At 38.2% G+C, this 20,185-nt stretch carries 18 protein-coding genes; 17 read left to right on the top strand and 1 reads right to left on the bottom strand.

Annotated features, from left to right (window positions below; all coding sequences use genetic code 11):
- The 16 genes from J7K05_02845 to radA all read left to right on the top strand — a co-directional run.
- On the top strand, positions 1–525 hold a 525-nt coding region (locus J7K05_02845), incomplete at its 5' end, for a hypothetical protein (GenBank protein ID MCD6195103.1).
- A 159-nt stretch (positions 526–684) separates the two neighbouring features.
- Positions 685–1,116 (top strand): division/cell wall cluster transcriptional repressor MraZ, encoded by a 432-nt coding sequence (gene mraZ, locus J7K05_02840; protein ID MCD6195102.1) that lies wholly within the window; start codon positions 685–687, stop codon positions 1,114–1,116.
- Between the two features lie 48 nt (positions 1,117–1,164).
- Positions 1,165–1,497 (top strand): hypothetical protein, encoded by a 333-nt coding sequence (locus tag J7K05_02835; GenBank protein MCD6195101.1) that lies wholly within the window; start codon positions 1,165–1,167, stop codon positions 1,495–1,497.
- 4 nt (positions 1,498–1,501) lie between these two features.
- Entirely contained in the window at positions 1,502–3,232 is a 1,731-nt protein-coding gene (locus tag J7K05_02830; GenBank protein ID MCD6195100.1) for a penicillin-binding protein 2, read from the top strand.
- A 9-nt stretch (positions 3,233–3,241) separates the two neighbouring features.
- On the top strand, positions 3,242–4,477 hold the full coding sequence (locus J7K05_02825; protein ID MCD6195099.1) for a UDP-N-acetylmuramoyl-tripeptide--D-alanyl-D-alanine ligase: 1,236 nt from the start codon (positions 3,242–3,244) through the stop codon (positions 4,475–4,477).
- A gap of 34 nt (positions 4,478–4,511) precedes the next feature.
- Positions 4,512–5,534, top strand: coding sequence for a phospho-N-acetylmuramoyl-pentapeptide-transferase (gene mraY, locus J7K05_02820; GenBank protein MCD6195098.1), 1,023 nt, complete (start codon positions 4,512–4,514; stop codon positions 5,532–5,534).
- Positions 5,535–5,536: 2 nt separating this feature from the next.
- Entirely contained in the window at positions 5,537–5,833 is a 297-nt protein-coding gene (locus J7K05_02815) for a hypothetical protein (GenBank protein ID MCD6195097.1), read from the top strand.
- Positions 5,834–5,891: 58 nt separating this feature from the next.
- Positions 5,892–6,572, top strand: coding sequence for a hypothetical protein (locus tag J7K05_02810; protein ID MCD6195096.1), 681 nt, complete (start codon positions 5,892–5,894; stop codon positions 6,570–6,572).
- Positions 6,573–6,620: 48 nt separating this feature from the next.
- On the top strand, positions 6,621–8,084 hold the full coding sequence (gene murD / locus J7K05_02805) for a UDP-N-acetylmuramoyl-L-alanine--D-glutamate ligase (protein MCD6195095.1): 1,464 nt from the start codon (positions 6,621–6,623) through the stop codon (positions 8,082–8,084).
- Positions 8,071–9,180, top strand: a complete 1,110-nt coding sequence (gene ftsW, locus J7K05_02800) for a putative lipid II flippase FtsW (protein MCD6195094.1) — start codon at positions 8,071–8,073, stop codon at positions 9,178–9,180. Before murD ends, ftsW begins: the two co-directional genes overlap by 14 nt.
- Positions 9,181–9,191: 11 nt before the next feature.
- Entirely contained in the window at positions 9,192–10,316 is a 1,125-nt protein-coding gene (locus tag J7K05_02795; GenBank protein ID MCD6195093.1) for a UDP-N-acetylglucosamine--N-acetylmuramyl-(pentapeptide) pyrophosphoryl-undecaprenol N-acetylglucosamine transferase, read from the top strand.
- Positions 10,309–11,310, top strand: coding sequence for an LCP family protein (locus J7K05_02790; protein ID MCD6195092.1), 1,002 nt, complete (start codon positions 10,309–10,311; stop codon positions 11,308–11,310). Before J7K05_02795 ends, J7K05_02790 begins: the two co-directional genes overlap by 8 nt.
- On the top strand, positions 11,307–12,305 hold the full coding sequence (murB, locus tag J7K05_02785) for a UDP-N-acetylmuramate dehydrogenase (protein MCD6195091.1): 999 nt from the start codon (positions 11,307–11,309) through the stop codon (positions 12,303–12,305). Before J7K05_02790 ends, murB begins: the two co-directional genes overlap by 4 nt.
- Before the next feature lie 37 nt (positions 12,306–12,342).
- Complete coding sequence (locus J7K05_02780) at positions 12,343–13,095, top strand: FtsQ-type POTRA domain-containing protein (GenBank protein ID MCD6195090.1); 753 nt, start codon at positions 12,343–12,345, stop codon at positions 13,093–13,095.
- A 4-nt stretch (positions 13,096–13,099) separates the two neighbouring features.
- Complete coding sequence (recJ, locus tag J7K05_02775) at positions 13,100–14,788, top strand: single-stranded-DNA-specific exonuclease RecJ (GenBank protein ID MCD6195089.1); 1,689 nt, start codon at positions 13,100–13,102, stop codon at positions 14,786–14,788.
- Positions 14,789–14,832: 44 nt separating this feature from the next.
- A complete protein-coding gene (gene radA / locus J7K05_02770) occupies positions 14,833–16,143 on the top strand; it encodes a DNA repair protein RadA (protein ID MCD6195088.1) in 1,311 nt (436 codons plus the stop codon).
- On the opposite strand, the gene J7K05_02765 is transcribed toward radA, so the two are convergent.
- Entirely contained in the window at positions 16,140–18,917 is a 2,778-nt protein-coding gene (locus J7K05_02765) for a PBP1A family penicillin-binding protein (GenBank protein MCD6195087.1), read from the bottom strand. The two genes, radA and J7K05_02765, sit on opposite strands and share 4 nt — an antisense overlap.
- A gap of 83 nt (positions 18,918–19,000) precedes the next feature.
- Between J7K05_02765 and J7K05_02760 the strand changes: the two genes are divergently transcribed.
- Positions 19,001–20,185: a tyrosine--tRNA ligase gene (locus J7K05_02760; GenBank protein ID MCD6195086.1), complete on the top strand. Its 1,185-nt coding sequence runs from the start codon at positions 19,001–19,003 to the stop codon at positions 20,183–20,185.

Here is a 20,185-nt window from a genome sequence, read left to right as displayed (position 1 = left end):
AATGTTATTAATGAAAATCGCTTTTATTCAGGTGATTATGTTTTTTATGGCATAAAAGACTATCGCGGTTTGCTTTGGACTGAACTTGAAGTTCCATCTCAATCACGCAGCTATAAGTTGAGTTTAAAACGGGAGAACTCCGAAGAGGAGCAGGGCAGAGTAATAATACAGGCCCGTTCGCTAGTAGGTGATGAGTTTACTGATTGGTCTACTTTGGGAGCAGGCGTTAATAGTTTTGATATAGCAGCAGGAACTGAAAAGGTGCAGTTAAGGGTGTTTTTTCAGGGGGATTCCCCGGATTTGTTTGGTAGCTTAGAATCAGTAGAACTGGCATCAGGAGGCAGTGGAGGAGGAGGCGTTATTCAAGTTCCTCAGCCGGGTGACCAAAGCTCAGGGACAGAAAGTGGTATATTGGGAGGCAGAAATCTTATCAGCACCGGGACGCACTTGCTTTTACTTTTAATTATCTCTGTAATTTTGATTGTTTCCATTGTTTATATTGTTGCTCTAATTAGGGAGGAGTAGGGGAGATTGTTTAAAGCCAAAAGCCCTGCTTTTAAGCAGGGCTTTTTTGTTATCCACAAAGAGTGGGTTGCAAAGGTTTTTAAGTGGTGTAAACTATTTAATTAGTGGAGGATTGTGGAAAAAAGTGGGGAAAAGTGGTGTTAAAATGTGAAAAAAGAGATGTTGATTGGAGAATTTAGACACAACTTGGATCAAAAAGGACGGGTGGCTATACCGGCTAAGTTTAGGAATAAGATGGCTGAAGGATGTGTAGTTACCAGAGGAGTAGATGATTGTCTGAGTGTTTATCCTTTAGAGGTGTGGGGAAAAATGGCTGAAAAATTAGCGCGTTTGCCATTATCTCAAAAAGAGGCTAGAGCTTTTAGCCGCTTGATGCTTTCCGGAGCTATGCATTTGGAATTAGATAAGCAGGGAAGGATTACTTTGCCTGATTTTTTGCGTCGTTATGCTTCTTTGCGTAAAAAAGCGGTGATAGTTGGTTTGTACGACCATTTAGAGATATGGGATGAGAAAGAGTGGGAGAAGTTTAGAGAAAAAACAGAAAAAGAATCTGCCAGTTTGGTAGAGAAATTAAAAGATTTAGAGATTTAGTTGGGTTTTAAAGGAGGGAACCCAACATTAAACTAAAAGGGAAAAGCTATGGCAATTATCTGGACTAATCGAAATCCAAACCAGAGTGTTTTAAAAAGAACTGTTTCTAGTGAGCTTAAGTTGGGTTCAGCTTCAGTAAAATTTGTTGCTATTTTAGTGTTTGCTTTGCTTTCTATTTTTTATATTTTTCAGTCTAACTCTTTGGCTACCCGAACTTATATGGTTAAGGAGCTGGAGGAGCAAAAGGAAGATATAATGGCTGAAAATGACCAGTTGCGTTATGAAGCAGAGAGATTGAAGAATTTAAATGAAGTAGAAGCTAAAGCCAAGGAGCAGAGTATGGTAGAGGTGGAGCAGGTGGACGCAGTAGTGAAGGATTAAGACTATGGCTAATGAAGAGAGAGTATATTTTCAGCGTCTCAAAATAGTTTTATTTTTTCTTCTGCTTGCTTACTTTGCCCTTTTGGTTTTTCTTTTCAACCGCCAGGTTATAAAACACAGTTATTATTTAGCTCTGGCTAAGTCTCAACATTTTTTAGCCAAAGAGATCCCTGCCCATAGAGGCAGGATATTTGCTTCTTCAATTTACCAAAAAGAGCCTTTTCTTTTGGCTGGAAACCAGAAGCTTTTTTCCCTTAATGCTGTTCCTCGTCAGATAAAAGATAAGGAAGAAGCAGCTAAAAAAATAGCAGAGTGCAGCGGCCTTAATTTTCAAGATGTTTTTGAGGCTATAAATAACAACAAGCCCTATATTCCTCCTTTAAAGAGAAGGTTGAGCTATCAGGAGGCAAAGAAAATTATTCAAAGTCATATTGAGGGTGTTTATCTTTTGCCTGAAGATGTGCGTTTTTACCCCCATGGCAGCTCTCTTTCTTATGTTTTGGGTTATGTGGATGTTGAAGGTAAAGGGAATTATGGCTTAGAGCAGTACTACAATGAGGAGCTAGAGGGGGATTCAGGACGGTTTTTAGCAGAAAGAGACGTCTATGGTCGTTATATCAGTATTAGCCAGGAGACACCTCCACAAGATGGCAAGGATTTATATTTAACTATTGAGTTGCCGGTACAACACAAAGCTGAGGAAATTATAAAAGAGGCGGTTGAGACCTACGGGGCAGAGTCAGGACAGATGATTATTCTTAACCCAAAAACAGGAGCAGTCATTGCTTTAGCAGCCAGTACAGGATTTAATCCTGAGAACTATGCTGAAGAAGCTAAAGAAAAAGGTATTGAAGTTTTTTATAATCCAATGGTTTCCAAATTATTTGAGCCGGGTTCAATATTTAAAGTTATCCCTATGGCTGCCGCTTTAGAAGAAGGTTTAGTTGAGCCTTACACAAAAATGAATTTAGGTGCCTATACCGAAGTTCAAGGGCATAAAATTTGGACCTCAGACAGAAAAGCTCATGGCGAGATTACTATGACCCAAGTTTTAGAGCTCTCAGACAATGTGGGGATTGTTAAAGTAGAACAGCTATTGGGCAAAGATAAGTTTTTTCGGTTTTTAACTGAACGCTTTCATTTAGCTTTGCCTTTAGGTGTAGATTTGCCTAACGAAGTATTTGCCCAGTTGCCAGATCCAAAACATCTAAAAGAAATTGAGGGGGCAACAATGGCTTTTGGGCAGGGTGTAGCTGTTAGCCCCCTGCAGGCAACATCAGTTTTTTCTGCTATTGCCAACAAAGGTTTGTTAATGAGGCCTTATGTAGTAGGGAGAAAAGTTAATTCCCAAGGCGAAGAGGAGGTTATTCGTCCCCAAGAAATTGGCAGAGTTATTTCTGAGCAGAGTGCAGAAAAGTTAAAAGATATGTTAGTAGGAGTAGTGGAGGAAGGTTATGGGGTTTTAGCCAAAATTGATGGCTATAAAATTGCTGGAAAAACAGGGACAGCACAAGTTCCTTCACCCCAGGGAGGGTACTATCCTGATAAAACTATCCAGTCATTTGCCGGTTTTTTTCCGGCTGATGACCCCCAGTTTGTTATTTTGGTTAAGTTAGATTATCCTATTAAAAGCCGTTGGGGGTCGCTTTCAGCAGCTCCTACCTTTCGCCGTATGGCCCAATTTTTGATAAATTATTATCAGGTACCAAAAGAAAAGGAAACAGGGGGTGGTTAAACTTAAACAATGAAAAAAGTAATTCAATTTTGGCTTAAAGTTTTTGCCCGCCTGTATCTGCGCAAATTTAAGCCTAAAATTGTGGCAGTTAGCGGTAGTGTGGGCAAAACCTCTACCAAAGAAGCGATTCGTTTGGCTTTAAATAGCGGTTTTAGGGTAAGGGCTTCGGCTAAAAGTTATAACAATGAAATAGGGGTTCCTCTGGCAATTTTAGGTTTTAAAAGCCCGGCAAAGAATATTTTTCTTTGGAAGTGGCTGTTTATTAAAGCCTTTTTTGGTTTTTTTAAGCGCCAATATCCCCAAGTTTTGGTTTTGGAGATGGGGTCTGATAAACCCGGAGATTTAAAGTATTTAGTAAGTATTGCTAAACCTGATATTGCCGTACTTACCCGCATTGGAGCGGCTCACTTTCAAGCTTTTGAAGATATGGATAAGCTGATTGAAGAAAAGAGCACTTTGATAAAAGTTTTGCGATCAAAAGAGTGGGCGGTTTTGAATTACGACGACGAGGTCCTTAGGGAATTGGGTTTAAGGTCGCCTTGCCAGGTTCTTTATTATGGTTTGGATAAAAAGGCTGATGTCTGGGCTTTTGACATAAATATCAGAAACGAAAAGCTGAGTTTTAAGATTCAATACAAAGGGCGGTCTTATTCTTTAGAGATTGAAGCGGCTGGTAAGCACTTTGTTTATACTGCTTTAGCTGCTTTTTCTGTAGGTGTAATTTTAGGGCTGGAGCCTTCTGAGATATTGCGAAATCTTGCTTATTTTAAACCTTTGCCCGGCAGAGGAAGAATTTTAGCTGGCAAAAAACAGACTCTTATTGTTGATGAAAGCTACAACGCTAATCCGCTCTCAGTGCAAACAGCATTAGATTTTATTAAAGAGATTAAGTGGCAGGGAAGAAAGGTGTTGGTTTTGGGGGATATGAAGGAACTCGGCAGTCTTTCACATAAAGAGCATTTGCGTTTAGTGCCGCATATTCTTTTTGCTGATTTAGTGATTTTTGTAGGGCCAGAGATTAAGCCTGCTTTTAAAAAAGCAGCTCAAGATGGTTTGCCTTGTTTTTACTACCGGAGGGTGGAGGATCTGTTAAAGAATTTAGAGAGTGTTATTAAGCCCAATGATTTAATTCTCTTTAAAGCCTCGCAGAGCATTAGGTTGGAGAAGGCGGTTGCTAAGATTTTGTCAGAGAAGTATAATCCAAAAGAGGTGTTGGTAAGGCAGGAAAAAGAGTGGCAAGGATAGAAAAAAGGAAAATTAAAAACTAAAATTTAGAAAAATGGAAGAGGTCTTTAGTTTAAATCTGCAGAGCTTATTTAAATCAGGCTGGTTTACTATAGGCAGTTTTATTTTGGCTGTTATTTTAACTCCTTTGGTATCTTATCTTTTGTACCGTTACCGATTCTGGAAGCAGATTAGAGAGAACACTGCTACTGGAGAAAAATCAACGATTGTGGCTAAGCTTCATGCTTTGAAACGGAATACCCCAACTATGGCTGGAGTATTAATTTGGGGAACTGTAGCTATTATTACTTTGCTTTTTAACTTTAGTCGTTCGCAGACATACCTGCCTTTAGCGGTTTTGGTAGGGGTAGGGATTTTAGGGGCTGTAGACGATTGGGCCAATATTAGAGGGATAGGCAAAATAAAAGGTATTAGAGCCCGGACAAAGTTAATCTGGCTTTTTTTGATTGCCGCTTTAGGGGCATGGTGGTTTTTTTATAAATTAGGTTTCCATACCCTTCATATTCCGCGGGTAGGGGATGTGGAACTTGGTTTTTGGTATGTTCCTCTCTTTATCTTTGTAGTAGTTTCTGCTGCTAATGCGGTTAATATCACTGACGGTTTAGACGGGTTAGCGGCTGGGCTTTCTGCTTTTGTTTTTGGGGCTTATGTAGTTGTTTGTTTACTAAAGGGTCAGTTTGGTTTGGCTTATTTTAATGCTTCTTTAGTAGGGGCGCTTCTGGCTTTTTTGTGGTTTAATATCTATCCAGCCAGATTTTTTATGGGAGATACAGGCTCTTTATCTTTGGGAGCCACTTTGGGAGTTATGGCTATGCTTACAGACACAGTAGTGATATTGCCTATAATTGCTTTTGTGTTTTTGGTTGAGCTTTGTTCTTCAGCTTTGCAGATTTTTTCCAAAAAGGTGTTTAAACGTAAAATTTTTGTTGCCGCTCCGATTCATCATCACTTTGAGGCTAAAGGTTGGGCTGAAGTTAAGGTGACAATGAGGTTTTGGGTTATAGGCATAGTGACAGCGGTAGTTGGCCTTTTGTTTGCTTTAATTGGGAGAGGGTAAAGATGGCAATAATCAAGTCTGGTCAGACAAAAAGGAGAAAAAATAAGAAAAAATATTGTTTTGGCATAGTTGCTTTTTTTGTTGTTAGTTTGTTGTTTTTTTTAGCTGTAGTCTTTCTATATACTCCTTGGGTGCAGAAGAGTAAAGTGATGCAGGTTTATAAAATTAAAAGAATCCTTAAAGATATCCCTGTCACCCATCCCCTTTACGCCCGTTATCAGGCAATACTACGTTGTTTGCAGGAAAATATCTGCGATTATAGTTTTGAATCTAGTGGTTTGCCTCCTGTGGCCCAATAATTTTTTATCCACTTTTTTGGCATTTAAAAATTTGATATTATAAATACGAAATTTGGGTATGAAAATCAAAAACATATTTCAAAAAGAGTGGAAGTTATTAGCAGGAGGAATTGTCTTTTTGGCTTTAGGTTTGTTTTTGCTTTTTTTGCCTCCTGTTAAGATCGGAGGCTTAACTATTGGTTCGCCTTTGCTGCCAACAGTAGCAGGAGCAAGCAGTTATGATTTGACCTATAAAGTGAGCCAGTGGCTTGATGTGCAAGATTGGGGAAGAGGCAAAATCTCAATTGGGCCTGCCCAGTGGCAAATTCGAGGGACTATGGGGGGTAAAACTATCCGGGAGACATGGGATTTAGTTAAGGTTCAATCTAGTATCCCACTTTATAGTGATTATAATGCTGCCAAGAATGGTCAAGGTTCCTTTACCGAAATTAGTCTTGAGTCTTCTCCTGTTATTTCTAATCCTGATCAAAATGTAGACCCAGAGGCACCGCCTCCTTATTATTATAAAGGTATTTTTAATTTTAGCATAAGAGGCTTGTCTCTTTTTAAAGATTTAGGCTTTAAAAGTTTTTTTTGCTATAATAGTATCAACTCTTATGGTTCTTATGGTTGGGTAGTTGGAGCATATTATAAAATATGTTATCATTCCATAGAAGACATGGGGAATTGGTGCCCTTGTCATACAGCAGCAGGTACTTTTCATCCTTCAGAGTGGAGAATTACAGGCACTATAGAGTAAACAAATAACCTTTGTTTTTAGGCTTATTTGTGGTATCTTTTTTTTAGAATGTCTCTTGATTTTCTCAAAAACAAAAAAATCCATATAGTTGGTATTTCCGGGATGGAGGGGTTGGCGATTTTCAGGTGGTTGAAAAAACACCAAATCAGGGCTATCTTGCATGATTTTTCCCCTAATTTAACAGCTTTAAAAGAAAACTTTTTTTCTTTTCATGATTATTTAACAACCAAAGAGAAAAAAGATATTTGGCAGGAGATTTTAGCAGAGAAAGAGGGGTTGCGTTTGCGAAAAAGATATCTTGAGGGTGTCAATAAAGCTGATATTGTTTTTGTTCCCCAATCTTGGTTTAGATACCCCCAAAACGAATCTCTGCATAGAGTAGAAGGCAAGGTTAAATTTATGCAGCTTACAGAGCTTTATTTTCTTCTTTTTAAGGGTTTAATTATTGGCATTAGCGGCAGTTCGGGCAAATCAACAACCTCAGCTCTTATATACCATCTTTTAAAAAATCTGCCGCAAAGAAAAGTTTGGCTTTCAGGAAATGACAGAAATAATCCACCGGTTTTAGATAAGATTGAAGAAGCCAACAAAAAAGACATACTTATTTTGGAGATTTCTAATCGCCAACTTATTGGTTTGAAACATTCACCTGATATCGCTGTTTTGACTACTGTTTCGCCGACCCATCTTGATGACCATGCTTCTTTTTCTGAATATGTTGAAGTTAAAAAGAACCTAGTGCGTTATCAGAAGCCTTTTTCCTTGGCTGTGCTTAATTATGAAAATCACTATTTACGCAGTTTTGCTTCTGCTACACCAGCTGATGTTTATTGGTTTGGTCTAAAACCGGTTAAGAAAAAAGGTGCTTTTTTAGATAAAGAGACATTGTATTTTTATTTTGGCAAAAAAGAAGAGATTATTAGAAAGGAAGAGCTTCTTATACCGGGCAGACACAATGTTTTAAATGCTTTAGCTGCCAGTTTGGTGGCTAAAAGAGTAGGGGCGCCAATAGAAAAGATAAGAAAAGGTTTGCAGAGTTTTAAAGGATTAAAACATCGTTTAGAGCTAATAGCTAAGTGGCGTGGAGTAGAGTTTTATAACGATTCCCAAGCTACAAATCCGGAGGCAGCGGCGGCGGCAATTGAGGCCTTTCCGGGCAGGAAAAAAATTGTTATTGCTGGCGGCAAGTCCAAACCAAATCCTAATGATTTTGCTGATTGGTTAAAAGTAGTAGCCAGAGAAGTTAAGGCTTTGTTTTTAATCGGTGAAGCTAAAGAGCAGATAGCTAAACTTTGGTTAGAAATGGGCAATAGTAAAGTTTTAGTAAAAAAATGCTCCTCTTTAGAGGAAGCATTAAGAAAAGTTTTTTCTCTTCTTGATGGTGGGGAAGTAGTGCTTCTTTCGCCTGCTTGCGAGAGTTTTGGTGAGTTTAAAGACTATCGGGAGAGAGGCAGAAAGTTCAAAAAATTAGTTAAAGAACAGATAGCTAAATTTAAATATGGCAAGGTTTAAAAAGGCAGATCCTTGGTTGAGTATAGTGGTTTTTCTTTTGGTAGTTGTAGGTTTGGTTTTTGTTTATTCTGCCTCAGTAGTGATTTCTTTAGAAAGGTTTGGCAATCCTTACCATTATCTTGTGCGCCAAGCTATTGCTTTGGGCGTAGGTTTGGTTTTTTGGTTTGTTATTCAGCGTATTGATTATCATTTTTGGAAAAAATATTCAGTTTGGTTTTTGCTTTTAACTCTTCTTTTGCTGGTTCTTGTAGTTTTGCCTTTGCCTTTTGCTCCTACTATTGGTGGTGCCAAAAGATGGCTTTATTTTGGCCCAATTAATTTCCAGGCTTCAGAATTAGCAAAGGTATTTTTTGTGATTTATTTAGCTTCCTGGCTTTCTTCCCATAAAGAAAGAATGGAGAGTTTTACTAAAGGGGTTTTACCTTATTGGTTAATAGTGGGGCTTATTGGTTTTTTAATTCTTCTTGAGCCGGATTTGGGAACAGCTACCATATTTTTGGGTATTGGCTTGATTCTTTTTTTTGTGGCTGGAGCAAGGTGGAGCCATTTTGCCTTAGTTCTTTTAGTTGGTGTTTTGGCAGTGGTGGTTTTAAGCGTTTCTTCCCCTTATAGAATGCATCGTCTTTTAGCTTTTATAAATCCGGAAAATGATCCTTTAGGTATTGGGTATCATGCCCGCAACATATCTATTGCTGTGGGTTCAGGAGGTTTGTGGGGTTTAGGATTTGGCCAATCACGACAAAAGTATTTTTATCTTCCTGAAGCTCATACAGATTCAATTTTTGCTGTTATTGCTGAGGAGTTAGGTTTTTTAAGAAGCTGTTTTGTTATTCTGTTTTTTGCTTTTTTGATTTGGCGGGGTTGGATTGTGGCTAAAAAAGCTCCAGATGATTTTGGCCGTTTTCTTTCTTTGGGTATTGTCAGCTGGTTTACTCTTCAGGCTTTAATTAATTTAGGCGGGATGATAGGGGTTTTGCCTTTAACAGGTGTGCCTTTGCCTTTTATTAGTTATGGAGGCAGTTCTTTAGTGCTTTCTCTTGCTGCTGTAGGTATTTTGTTAAATATATCTCGTCAGCGTAAAGAAATAATAACTTAGGGTAATTTTTTATGGCTAAGATTACAATTGGTTTAACTGGGGGAGGAACGGCTGGGCATATTTGGCCTACAATTGAAGTGGGCAAAGCCCTAAAAGCAAAAGAGCCAAAAGCAAGGATTGTTTATTTTGGTCTTAAAAATTCTTTAGAAGAGGAGTTGGCTAAAAAAGCCGGGTTTGAATTTTTCTCTATTACTTCAGGAAAATGGCACCGTTTTTTTAGTTTTTCTAATCTATTTACCCCTTTAAAAATTGGGTGTGGGATTTGTCAAGCAAGAGCGTTATTGAGAAAAGAGGATGTTAAAGTTCTTTTTGCCAAAGGAGGGTTTGTGAGTTTTCCTATGGTTTTAGCTGCCTACAGCCTGAAAATCCCTATTATTGGTCATGAGTCGGACAGCATTATGGGGAAAACTAATGCCTATCTATTGCGTTTTATGAAAAAAATGGCTGTGGCTTTTCCTTGTTCCTTGTACCCCAAGCGTCTTCGTCCTAAGTTATTCCATGCTGGCATTCCTATTCGTTCAGATTTTTTTAAAATTAAAAATCGCAAAAGTATTTTAAGTAAGCTTAATCTTGATAATGGCAAACCGATATTAGTTATTACTGGCGGCAGTTTAGGAGCAATGTTTTTAAATGAGCTAGTTTGGCAAAATATAGATTATCTTTTGAAAAAAGTACAGGTGGTTCATTTGACTGGTAAACAGGGGATTATTAAAACAAAAGAAGTCAAAGCCAGACTTCCTCAAGTTTTGCAAAAAAAATATCACATCTTTGCTTTTTCCTATAAAATGCCTTTGTTTTTGGCGGCTGCTGATTTGGTAATTTCTCGGGCAGGGGCTAATACTTTATTTGAGCTGGCTTTTTTGAAAAAGGCAGTGCTTTTTATTCCTTATCCTTATGCAGCCCAGAATCACCAGTACTTTAATGCTAAATTTGCTACTTCATTGGGAGGGGCAAAGATGTTTGTTGAGTCCCGATTTGATCCAAAAAAATTCTGGCAAACAGTAAGTTATCTTATCGCCCATCCTGAAGAAAGGGAGAAAATGGGCAATAATCTTTTCCAGCTTTTTTATCCTCATTCAGCAGAAAGAATAGCCCAGGAGATTCTCGCTTTATTAAAGGACAAAAAAGATGCCTAATTTTGATCTTTCCAAAAACAAAAAGAGCAACTTTAGGCTTTTTTGGTGGGAGATTGTGGCCTTGGCAGTAGTCTTGCTCTTTACTGGTTTTTTAGCTTATGGTTATTTTTTTCTTGCTCAGGCTAAAAATAATATTTTCCAACCCAAAGTTAGTTCCATTGCCTCTTATGAAACTGAAGAGGATAAAAGCCAAAGCGCTTATATACCTTCAAGTGTTGATTTTTCCGGTTATACCTCTTTTTTGCTTTTAGGGTCAGGCGGGGCTGGCCACCCCGGCGGCGCTTTAGTAGATAGCATTCAGGTATTGATTCTTAAGGATTCTGGAGAAGCTTATTTGATTTCTTTGCCCAGAGATCTTTATTTAAAGGTGGGGAAATGCGGTTTTCATAAAATTAATACCATGTTTTGGTGTGGAGACAGGTATTATGGTGGCGGGGGAGATTATGCAAAAGAGTTGGTTTCTTCTGTCTTGGGTATTCCTATTAATTACTATGTAAAGATGGATTTTTATGGATTTAGGGAATTAATTGATGCTTTAGGGGGTTTAGATATTGAAGTGGAGAAAAACTTTAATGATTCTGTAGTCGATCTTTATCTAACTGCCGGCTGGCACCATCTGGATGGGGAAACGGTTTTGAGATATGTTCGTTCTCGGTATACTGATTCTGATTTTGACCGCTCCCGCAGACAGCAGCAGGTTATTTTGGCACTCAAAGATAAGTTTTTAAAAGATAAGGTTTATCTTAACCCCTTCAGGCTTTACCATATTATTAAAATTCTTTCTTCCCATTTGAGAACTGATATTTCTTATAATCAGACCATATCTTTTCTTAAAGAAATACCTAATTTTTCTCTAAAAAATAATTATGTGATTGATAACCGCAAGGATGGATTGTTGTACAGCAGTTATCGTAATGGGGCTTATGTGCTTTTGCCTTACGGGGGGAATTTTGCCAAAATCCAAGCTAAAGTAAAGGAGGTATTGGGATTATGATTTTCTTTTCCGCCAAAGACGAAACTGAAGCTATTCTTAAGCAAAAGTTAGGCCCAATTGAGCGTGGTTTCCCTTTGAAAAAATTGAGTTTTGTTCGTTTAGGAGGAAGAGCGCGTTATCTTTTTAAGGCGTTTAATAAAAAGCAGTTGATAAAAGCGGTTAAAATAGCCCGTTCTTTAAATCTGCCTCATGTAGTAGTTGGTAGTGCCAGCAATATTCTTTTTTTAGATGAAGGATTTTCTGGTTTGGTAATAGTTAACCGTTACAATCGTTTATCTTCTGAAGAGGCTGTAAGGGTAAGTGAGAATGAAGTTTTGGCTCCTTCAGGTATCACTCTTTTGTCATTAGTTAAAGAGTTAGCCCAGCGTAATAAGGGCGGTTTGGAGTTTTTGGCTACTATACCAGGCACTTTGGCTGGGGCAGTGGTAAATAACGCTGGTGCCTTTTCTAAAGAGATTAAAGATGTGCTTTTAGGGATAAATGTTTTGGACAAAAAGGGGAATGAGTCTTATTGGTCGCAAGAAAAATTAGCTCTTAATTATCGTTCTTCTGCGCTTAAGGGAGCAGGGAAAAGAAGCGGTTTTCTTTCTTATCCTGTGGTTTTAAATGTCAGGCTAAAGATTGAGCCTAAGCAAATGGTTGAGGTTAAGCGAATGATTCAGTCTCATTTTCTTATCAGACAGAAAAGCCAACCTCGGTTGCCTTCTTTGGGTTGTGTTTTTAAAAATCCTTTAGCTCCGGCTGGTTTTAAAGGTCCCAAAAGAGAGGGGCGGATTTCAGCTGGATTTCTGCTTGATAGCGCTGGCCTCAAAGGTCAACGTTTAGGCAGAATCCAGATTTCTGAAATTCACGCTAATTTTTTTGTGAATTTGGGTGGTGGCAAAAGCAAAGACTACTTGTTATTAGCAGAGCGAGCCAAAGAGGCGGTGAGGAAAAAATTTGCTATAATGCTGGAAGAGGAGATAGAGGTAGCTGAACTTAAAGAAGAAAAGTAAAAAGTTTGCTAACAAGGTTGGTTAATTAATTTTTTAGATGAGCATTCAGCGCATGCCTAAAGTTATTCCCGGTTACAGGTCTTCAAAAAAAACAGAAATACCTTGGAAAAAGATATTTTTGGTTATTTTTTTTGTAGCTATTATTTCCGCCTTGTTCTATCTTTTTCTGCTTTCACCTGTTTTTGTTATTAAGGAGATAGAGATAGGGCATACCGCGGGTGTGGAAAAAAAGGAAATAGAAGAGATAGCCAAATCAGAAGCTTTAGGCAAAAATATCTTTCTTTGGCAGGGTCAAAATCTTAAAGATCAGATCTTGAGTAAAAACCCTTTAGTTTTAGAAGTTTTGATTTTCAAAGGTTTGCCTCACACAGTCAAAATAGTGCTTCAGGAGACAACTCCAATAATGAATTGGGAAACAGGAGGAAAAACTTTTTTGCTTGGAGAAAAGGGGCGGGTGATTAAAGAGGGTAAAAATAGCAAGCTCTTAAGAGTTAAGGATAATAAAAATCTGCCTGTTGCGATTGGCAGAAAAATTATACCTTACTCTTTTGGGGAGTTTCTTTTAAGTTTTCAAAAAGAAGCCAAAGAAAAAGGAATAAAAATAGATCATTTTGAAATTAATGAGTCTTTGTTTGATCTTTGGGCTTTTACTGATAATGGCATAGCCTTGATTGTTTCTCCGACGCGTTCTCCTCAGGAGATGTTATCTCAATTTATCAGGGCTAAAGAGATGATTGCTCCTACTGAATATATTGATCTTCGCTTTTCTCATCGGGTTTTTGTAAAATAGAACGATGAAATCAAAGTTTAAGTGGCGAATTTTCCCTAAAGTTAGTAATGACCTAAAAGTTCAACTTTTATACAATCGGGGAGTTATTTCTTCTTTGAAAAAGGTTGAAAAGGAGGTGCAGTCTTTTTTGCAGCCAGATACCAAAAAAGATTTATTTGACCCTTTTAGGCTTCGTGATTTAGAAAAAGCAGCAAAACGTATTATTCAAGCTTCCAAAAACAAGGAAAAGGTCGGTATTTTTGGTGATTATGATGCTGATGGTATACCTGGAGCCGCTTTTTTATCTGAAGCTTTTAAAAAATTAGGGCTTAAGACTTTGGTCTATATTCCTTCCCGTTCTGAGGGTTATGGTTTTTCTCCTCAAGCGGTTAACTATTTTTCTAGCAAAGGGGTAAAATTAATAGTAGTTGTAGATGCTGGTATTAAAGACTTAAAAGCTTGCCGTTTGGCAAAAAAATTAGGTATAGATGTTATAATCTGTGATCATCATGAGACCGGCAGAGTTTTGCCTCAAGCTTTGGCAGTAATTGATCCCAAGAGAAAAGACGAAAAGTACCCTTTTAGAGAGCTTTCTGGAGCGGCTGTTGCTTTTAAGTTGATTCAGGGTATTTCCAGGATGGACAAAAGGATTAGTAATGATTTTTTGCGTTGGTCTTTAGATTTAATGGCAATTTCAGTGATTTTTGATATGGTTCCTTTAATTTCTGAAAACAGGGTTTTGGCTAAATTTGGTCTTAGGGTGTTGCAAAAGACAAAAAGGGTAGGGTTGCAGGAGCTAATCAAGATATCAGGGTTGGAATCTGATACTATTGATGCTTATCGAGTAGGTTTTATTCTTGCTCCCAGAATTAATGCTCCGGGAAGAATTTACAATCCCCAAACTTCTTTTAAACTTTTGACTACTCAAGACAGAAAGGAGGCTTGTCGTTTAGCCCAGATTTTAGACGGAGTGAATCGTGAACGTCAGCGCCAGACAGAAAGGTTTGTTAAAGAGGCTTTGAAGCAGATTGAAAAAAATAAACTTCACCGCCATAAGATTATTTTAGTGCAAGATAAAGAATGGCCTTCTGGTTTAGTTGGTTTAATAGCTTCCAAACTAAAAGAAACTTTTAACCGTCCGGTTTTTGTTTTACAGAGAGGAGAAAAAACAGCAAGAGGATCAGCACGTTCTATTGATGGTTTTCATTTGGTTGAGGCTTTGGCTGAAGTTAAAGATTTTATTATCAAAGGTGGCGGTCATGCCAAAGCTGCTGGTGTAGAGTTGGCGTTGGATAAGGTTGAGGAATTTTACGAAAAGCTGTTGCAATTGGCAGAAGAGAAAATAAAAGAAGAAGATTTGCTACCGGTGTTAGAGATTGACGCTATATTGAGTTTTAAGGATATTGATTTTAGTTTTTGGCAGTTAATGCAGGATTTTGAACCTTTTGGTATGGGTAATCCTAAACCTTTATTTTTAACCCAAGAAGCAGAGGTTGTGGATTTAAAAACAATGGGGAATGGCAACAGGCATCTTTCTATTTTTCTACAGGAAGGGGGTCAGGTTATGCGGGCTGTTTATTTTAACGGAGGAGACCTGAATAATCATTTAAGTAGGGGGCAAAAAGTAGATTTAGTTTATTCTCTTATTTGTGACAACTATGCTGGTCGTCCAAAGGTAGAGTTAAAGATTCAAGATTTGAAAATTGGTTCTTGAGTTTTTCGCTTGTTGGTTTTGTTATTTTGTTTATACTGGAGTTAATGGTAGCTTCAGTGTATGTTTGTTCTAATTGCGGTTTTGAATCCGCTAAATGGTTGGGAAAATGTCCTCACTGCGGTCAGTGGAATAGCTTTAAGGAGCTACATTTGGGTGGAAAAATCCGAGAGAAAAAAAAGTTTTTGCCAGCCAAAACAGAAAAATTGAAAAAAGCAGGGTTTAAGCGTATTTTTTCTGGTATTTCTGAGCTGGACAGAGTGTTGGGGGGCGGTTTGGTGGAAGGGGCGTTAGTGCTGTTGGGAGGTGATCCGGGAGTCGGGAAGTCAACTTTAGCTTTACAAATTGCTGGACTGGTTGATTCTTTTTATGTTTCTGGTGAAGAAAACCTGTTTCAGGTTTCTGAGCGTTGGCAGAGAATAAAAGGAAAGAAAAAACCAGACTTTTTAGCCACCAACTCTCTTAGTCAAGTTTTAGAAGAAGCTAAAAACAGAAGACCCAAACTTCTTATTGTTGATTCTTTGCAAACTCTTACAGATGAAACAATTGATGCTTCTGCTGGTTCAATTCCTCAAGTAAAAGCGGTTACTCTTAAGTTAATGCAGTTTGCTAAGGAAGAGAAGATAGCAGTTTTGCTTATTGGGCATGTTACTAAAGAGGGTGTAGTAGCTGGACCAAAAACAGTAGAGCATATGGTAGATGTTGTGCTCTATTTAGAGGGGGAAAGGTATGGTTTTTATCGCCTATTGCGTTCAGTCAAAAACCGCTTCGGTCCGGTTTCTGAGGTAGGGGTTTTTGAAATGAAAAAAGAGGGTCTTTTGCCGGTGAAAAATCCGTCACAAATATTTCTTTCTTTTGCCAAAAGTTCTGGTAGTGTACAGGCTTGTGTTTTGGAAGGGACAAGGCCTTTATTTGTTACTATTGAGGCTTTAACTACCAAGAGTTTTTCTCCTTATCCCAAGCGCACTGCTATTGGTATTGAACTTAACCGCCTGCTTTTGATTTTAGCGGTTTTAGAAAAACGTCTGCGTCTGCGTTTTTTTGACAAAGACGTTTTTGTTAAAGTTTCCGGAGGTCTTAATCTAAAAGAGCCAGCCGGAGATTTAGCTGTAGCTGTCGCCTTGATTTCTTCTTTAAAAGACAAAAAAATAGATCCTTACTCTGCCTTTTGGGGCGAGGTATCCTTATCAGGTGAGGTCAAAGAAGTTGTTGGCCATCAGTTACGGCTAAAAGAAGCTAAAAAATTAGGTTTTAAAAAAGTTATAGTTCCAGAATCAAAAAAGATTTTTGCTTCAAAGAAACTTAAAATTATTCCTGTTAAGGATTTAAAAGAAGTGATAAAAAAATTAGGTTTCTAAGGAATAGTAATACTCACTCTTTTACCCACACTTTCCTCTCCTTTGCTGTTTACAGTGCGAACAGTAAAGTAGTAGGTGTTTGCAGACAGGGAAGCATCTAAATAACTTTCACCGTGGTAGTTGTCTTTAATTAGTACACCTAAGTTTTCCGGATAAATTGAACGATAGATTTTTAGATAAGAGATATTTGCAGGGTTGCCCCATTTTAAAAGCACGCTGTTTGTATTGTAGAGAGAAGCATTAAGATTGAGAACTTCTGGAGTAGTGTTGTTAAAATTTAGATTGATAGTTTTTTCACTACTCAACCCCAATTCGTCTACAGCTTTAGCTTTTAATGTATGCTCTCCATTTTTATAGAGAGACGTTTGTAAGCTGAAGCTAAATGGGGGAGAGGTAAATTTTTTAATTTGTGTGCCGTCTAAATAAAAACTCAAAGTTTTCAGTCCCCAAACAGAGCTTATTTGTACTTCAACAGAGATCTCGCCAGCCACAGTTGATTTGTCTTTAGGGGAATTAAAGGTTATTTCGGGCCGCTGTTTATTTGAGTGCTCTGAGCAGTACTCTTGGGGGGGATAGTTGGTATAGCCATTGGCTTTGGCCCAAGCTAAAACCGGAGCTTCCCAGTTCGGATTATCAGGTACCTCTGAATGGACATTAGCGAATGTCTTTTCTTCAGTTAGTTCTTCAGGGTGGTCGTCATTTGCCAGCAAGCCATTCAGTTTGCAGATTTTCTTTTTTATAAAGATATCGTCCCATTCTTTGGGCAATTGCCACGGAGCAAAAATATCCCAGATTATTTTAGGAGAGTCTCCTGTTGGTTTTTTATTAGAAACCCAAGCAATTGAAGTTTTACTGATTCCTTCAGGCTGCTTGTATTCTTCAATAGGAAATTTGTCCTTAACTTTTGTCATAAAACTATGCCAGATTGGCGCTGCTGCCATTGATCCCGGGGCATTATACATAGGGCGATTGTCACTATTTCCTGCCCAGACACCAGCCACTAAATTGGGCACAAAACCAATGGTCCAGGCATCACGAAAATCGTCAGTAGTGCCGGTTTTAAGCGCCACTTTTCTGTCGGGAAGGCTCATATATTTTGACCAGCCAAATACAGCAGAGCGGGCTGTTGTATCTGAAAGAATATCCCAAATTTCATAAGCTATCTCTTCAGGCAGTACTTGTTTTACCTGTGGTTTGTTTTCCTCTAAAACTTTTTCTGAGCTGTCTAAAACTTTGATAATTCCAAAAGGTTGGGCAAAACGGCCTTTTTGGGCAAAAGCGGTGTAAGCGCCAGTAAGCTCTAAAAGCTTAACTTCGCCTCCGCCCAAAACTAAAGAAAGCCCGTACCTTTCTGGTTCTGTAAGAGTAGTGATACCTAAATCTTTAGCTGTGGCTAAAACATTGTCTAATCCGGCTAAATATAGGGCTTTAACAGCAGAGATGTTAAGGGAGTTAGCTAAAGCAAAGCGGATTGTTACTGGGCCATATTGATTATGATCATAATTATGCGGCTTATAACCGCCGCCAAAATCGGTTTCTAAATCAAAAAGAGTGTAGCCCGGAGCCCACTGACCTTTAAGTAAGGTGGCATAAACTATAGGTTTAAAAGAAGAACCGGGTTGTCTGGGTCTTAAAGCAACATTTACTCTTCCCTGTATCTCTTCCTCAAAATAGTTTTTACTGCCGACCATTGCCAAAACTTCTCCGCTTTTGGGGTCAATTGCCACTAAAGAAGCATTTTCGCCGCCAAAGCGGTTTTTATTTCTTTCTGCTCCTTCATAAACCGCTTCTTCAGCAGCTTGTTGTATTTCCCAATTTAAGGTGGTATATACCTTAAGTCCTCCTGTTTCTAAAATCTTTTGCCCATATTTCTGTGCTAGTTGTTCTTTAATCCACATAACAAAGTGGGGGGCGAAGATTTGTTCCCGGTAAGGCTTAAAACTAATTTTTGTCTTTTTGGCTTTTTCTGCTTCTTCAGGGGATATGGCTTGGATGTCAACCATTTGGTCCAGTACATAGTTTTTACGTGCCATTAGAGAGTCGAGATGAGATCCGTAAGGAGAGTAGTAAGTAGGTGCCTTAGGCAAAGAAGCCAAAAGAGCGCACTCAGCCAGATTAAGATCTTTTGCTGATTTACCAAAAAAAGTTTGAGCAGCGGCTTCCACGCCATAAGCATTGGAACCATAAGGGATAGTATTAAGGTACATCTCTAAAATCTGCTCTTTAGAATAAAGAACCTCAAGTTCAATGGAGAGAATAGCTTCTTTAATTTTGCGTGTTAGGGTGCGTTTGGGGGTCAGAAGGGCGTTTTTTACAAACTGCTGAGTGATGCTTGATCCTCCTTCTTTATAGGAACGATGCAATACATCTCTCAAGAAAGCTCTGGTTAAACCTTTGAGGTTAATGCCAAAGTGGTGGTAAAACTCTTTGTCTTCAGCGGCAATAGTAGCTTTCTGCATATTTTCAGGGATGTCTTTGATTTCAGTCCAAGTACGTTTTTCTTCGCCGTGAACCTCATATAATAGTTTGCCATTGCGATCCAAAATTTTTGTAGATAGAGCAGGGCGCCATTGCTTTATTTTGCTTGGGGTAGGGAGGTCCTTTGAGAACCAGGCAATAGTGCCCACAAATATAATTCCTAAACCTATAAGGGTAAAAATAAAAGCTTTTTTAAACTTTTTATTACGCCAAAGTTTTTTTAATCTTCGGCGCGATAACTTTGTTTTTAAAGCTTGAGGGAGAAAAAAAGAGGGTTTTTTATTTTTGCGCGGCATCTCTTTAATATTATAGACAAAGATTTATTCTCCCACAAACCCCCTCTTGTTTATTGCCTTTTTTTCTATTATTTTAATTAGGTATGGAAGAAAAAATAGATTTTTTATTTAGTCGGGGTGTGGAAGAGATTATTTCAGAATCAGCTTTGCGGGAAAGGTTGCGCCAAGATCAGCCTTTACGGGTTAAATATGGTGTAGATCCAACTACAGCTGATTTACACTTGGGCCATTATGCTGTTTTAAGAAAGCTACGGCAGTTTCAGGAATTGGGGCACAAAGTTATTCTTTTAATCGGCGGCTTTACAGCCAGATTTGGTGATCCTACTGATAAGCTTAAAGTCAGAGAATTGCGGCCTAAAAAAGAAGTAGAGAAGATGGCGCGTTCTTATTTAGATCAGGCAAGGCTTGTTTTAGATATGAAAAGAATTGAAGTAAGAGATAACAGCGAATGGTATGATAAGATGAATTTGGAAAAGTTTTTGCAGATTGTGTCTCGCTTTAACTATGCTCGTCTGATTGAAAGGGATATGTTTCAGGAGAGGATTAAAAAGAATAAACCTATAAGAATGCATGAGTTGTTGTACCCTGTGCTTCAGGCTTATGATTCAGTGGTTCTTGAAGCAGACGTGGCTTTAGGAGGTACAGATCAGAAATTTAATGAGCTTTTGGGACGGGAAATACAAAAAGAGTTAGGACAAACTCCGCAGGAAGTAGTTTTATTGAAAATTTTGACAGGCACAGATGGTAAAGAGAAGATGAGTCAAAGTTTAGGTAATGATATTCCTCTTGCTCTTCCTGCCCAAGAAATCTTTGCCAAGATTATGTCTATCCCTGATGGTCTAATTTTTGAGTATTTTGAAATGCTGACTGATGTACCCAGAGAAGAAATTGATTTACTCAAAAAATCTTTAACCAAAGGAGGAAATCCCAGAGATATTAAGATGCGCTTAGCTTTAGAAATAGTTCAAGATTTAAAAGGGAAAAAAGAGGCTCAAAAAGCAAAAGAGTATTTTGTTAAAGTTTTTTCCCAAAACAAAACTCCTCAAGAAGTAGAGGAGGTGGTTTTAGAAAATAAAGAATATTTAGCTAAAGATTTGTTGGTCGCTTTAGGATTAGTTTCCTCCAAGTCAGAAGCCCAGCGCCTTATTGAGCAAAAGGCAGTAGAGATTGATGGTTCTATAATAGACAACCCTTTTAAAGTGATTAAACTTAGAGGAGGTGAGATAGTGCGGGTAGGCAAGTATAGATTTAAAAAAATCAAGGTCTAA

The organism is bacterium, assembly GCA_021157605.1.
GTDB lineage: Bacteria > Patescibacteriota > UBA1384 > JAGGWG01 > JAGGWG01 > JAGGWG01.
This window is presented reverse-complemented; position numbering and strand designations above follow the sequence as displayed.

What these genes read in the sequence shown, in the direction of transcription:
- J7K05_02835 (MCD6195101.1), top strand. Translation starts at nt 1,165, where the DNA reads ATGGCAATTATCTGGACTAATCGAAATCCAAACCAGAGTGTTTTAAAA.
- J7K05_02760 (MCD6195086.1), top strand. Translation starts at nt 19,001, where the DNA reads ATGGAAGAAAAAATAGATTTTTTATTTAGTCGGGGTGTGGAAGAGATT.
- recJ (MCD6195089.1), top strand. Translation starts at nt 13,100, where the DNA reads ATGAAATCAAAGTTTAAGTGGCGAATTTTCCCTAAAGTTAGTAATGAC.
- ftsW (MCD6195094.1), top strand. Translation starts at nt 8,071, where the DNA reads ATGGCAAGGTTTAAAAAGGCAGATCCTTGGTTGAGTATAGTGGTTTTT.
- murB (MCD6195091.1), top strand. Translation starts at nt 11,307, where the DNA reads ATGATTTTCTTTTCCGCCAAAGACGAAACTGAAGCTATTCTTAAGCAA.
- J7K05_02830 (MCD6195100.1), top strand. Translation starts at nt 1,502, where the DNA reads ATGGCTAATGAAGAGAGAGTATATTTTCAGCGTCTCAAAATAGTTTTA.
- J7K05_02810 (MCD6195096.1), top strand. Translation starts at nt 5,892, where the DNA reads ATGAAAATCAAAAACATATTTCAAAAAGAGTGGAAGTTATTAGCAGGA.
- radA (MCD6195088.1), top strand. Translation starts at nt 14,833, where the DNA reads ATGGTAGCTTCAGTGTATGTTTGTTCTAATTGCGGTTTTGAATCCGCT.
- mraZ (MCD6195102.1), top strand. Translation starts at nt 685, where the DNA reads ATGTTGATTGGAGAATTTAGACACAACTTGGATCAAAAAGGACGGGTG.
- mraY (MCD6195098.1), top strand. Translation starts at nt 4,512, where the DNA reads ATGGAAGAGGTCTTTAGTTTAAATCTGCAGAGCTTATTTAAATCAGGC.
- J7K05_02780 (MCD6195090.1), top strand. Translation starts at nt 12,343, where the DNA reads ATGAGCATTCAGCGCATGCCTAAAGTTATTCCCGGTTACAGGTCTTCA.
- murD (MCD6195095.1), top strand. Translation starts at nt 6,621, where the DNA reads ATGTCTCTTGATTTTCTCAAAAACAAAAAAATCCATATAGTTGGTATT.
- J7K05_02825 (MCD6195099.1), top strand. Translation starts at nt 3,242, where the DNA reads ATGAAAAAAGTAATTCAATTTTGGCTTAAAGTTTTTGCCCGCCTGTAT.
- J7K05_02765 (MCD6195087.1), bottom strand. Translation starts at nt 18,917, where the DNA reads ATGCCGCGCAAAAATAAAAAACCCTCTTTTTTTCTCCCTCAAGCTTTA.
- J7K05_02795 (MCD6195093.1), top strand. Translation starts at nt 9,192, where the DNA reads ATGGCTAAGATTACAATTGGTTTAACTGGGGGAGGAACGGCTGGGCAT.
- J7K05_02790 (MCD6195092.1), top strand. Translation starts at nt 10,309, where the DNA reads ATGCCTAATTTTGATCTTTCCAAAAACAAAAAGAGCAACTTTAGGCTT.
- J7K05_02815 (MCD6195097.1), top strand. Translation starts at nt 5,537, where the DNA reads ATGGCAATAATCAAGTCTGGTCAGACAAAAAGGAGAAAAAATAAGAAA.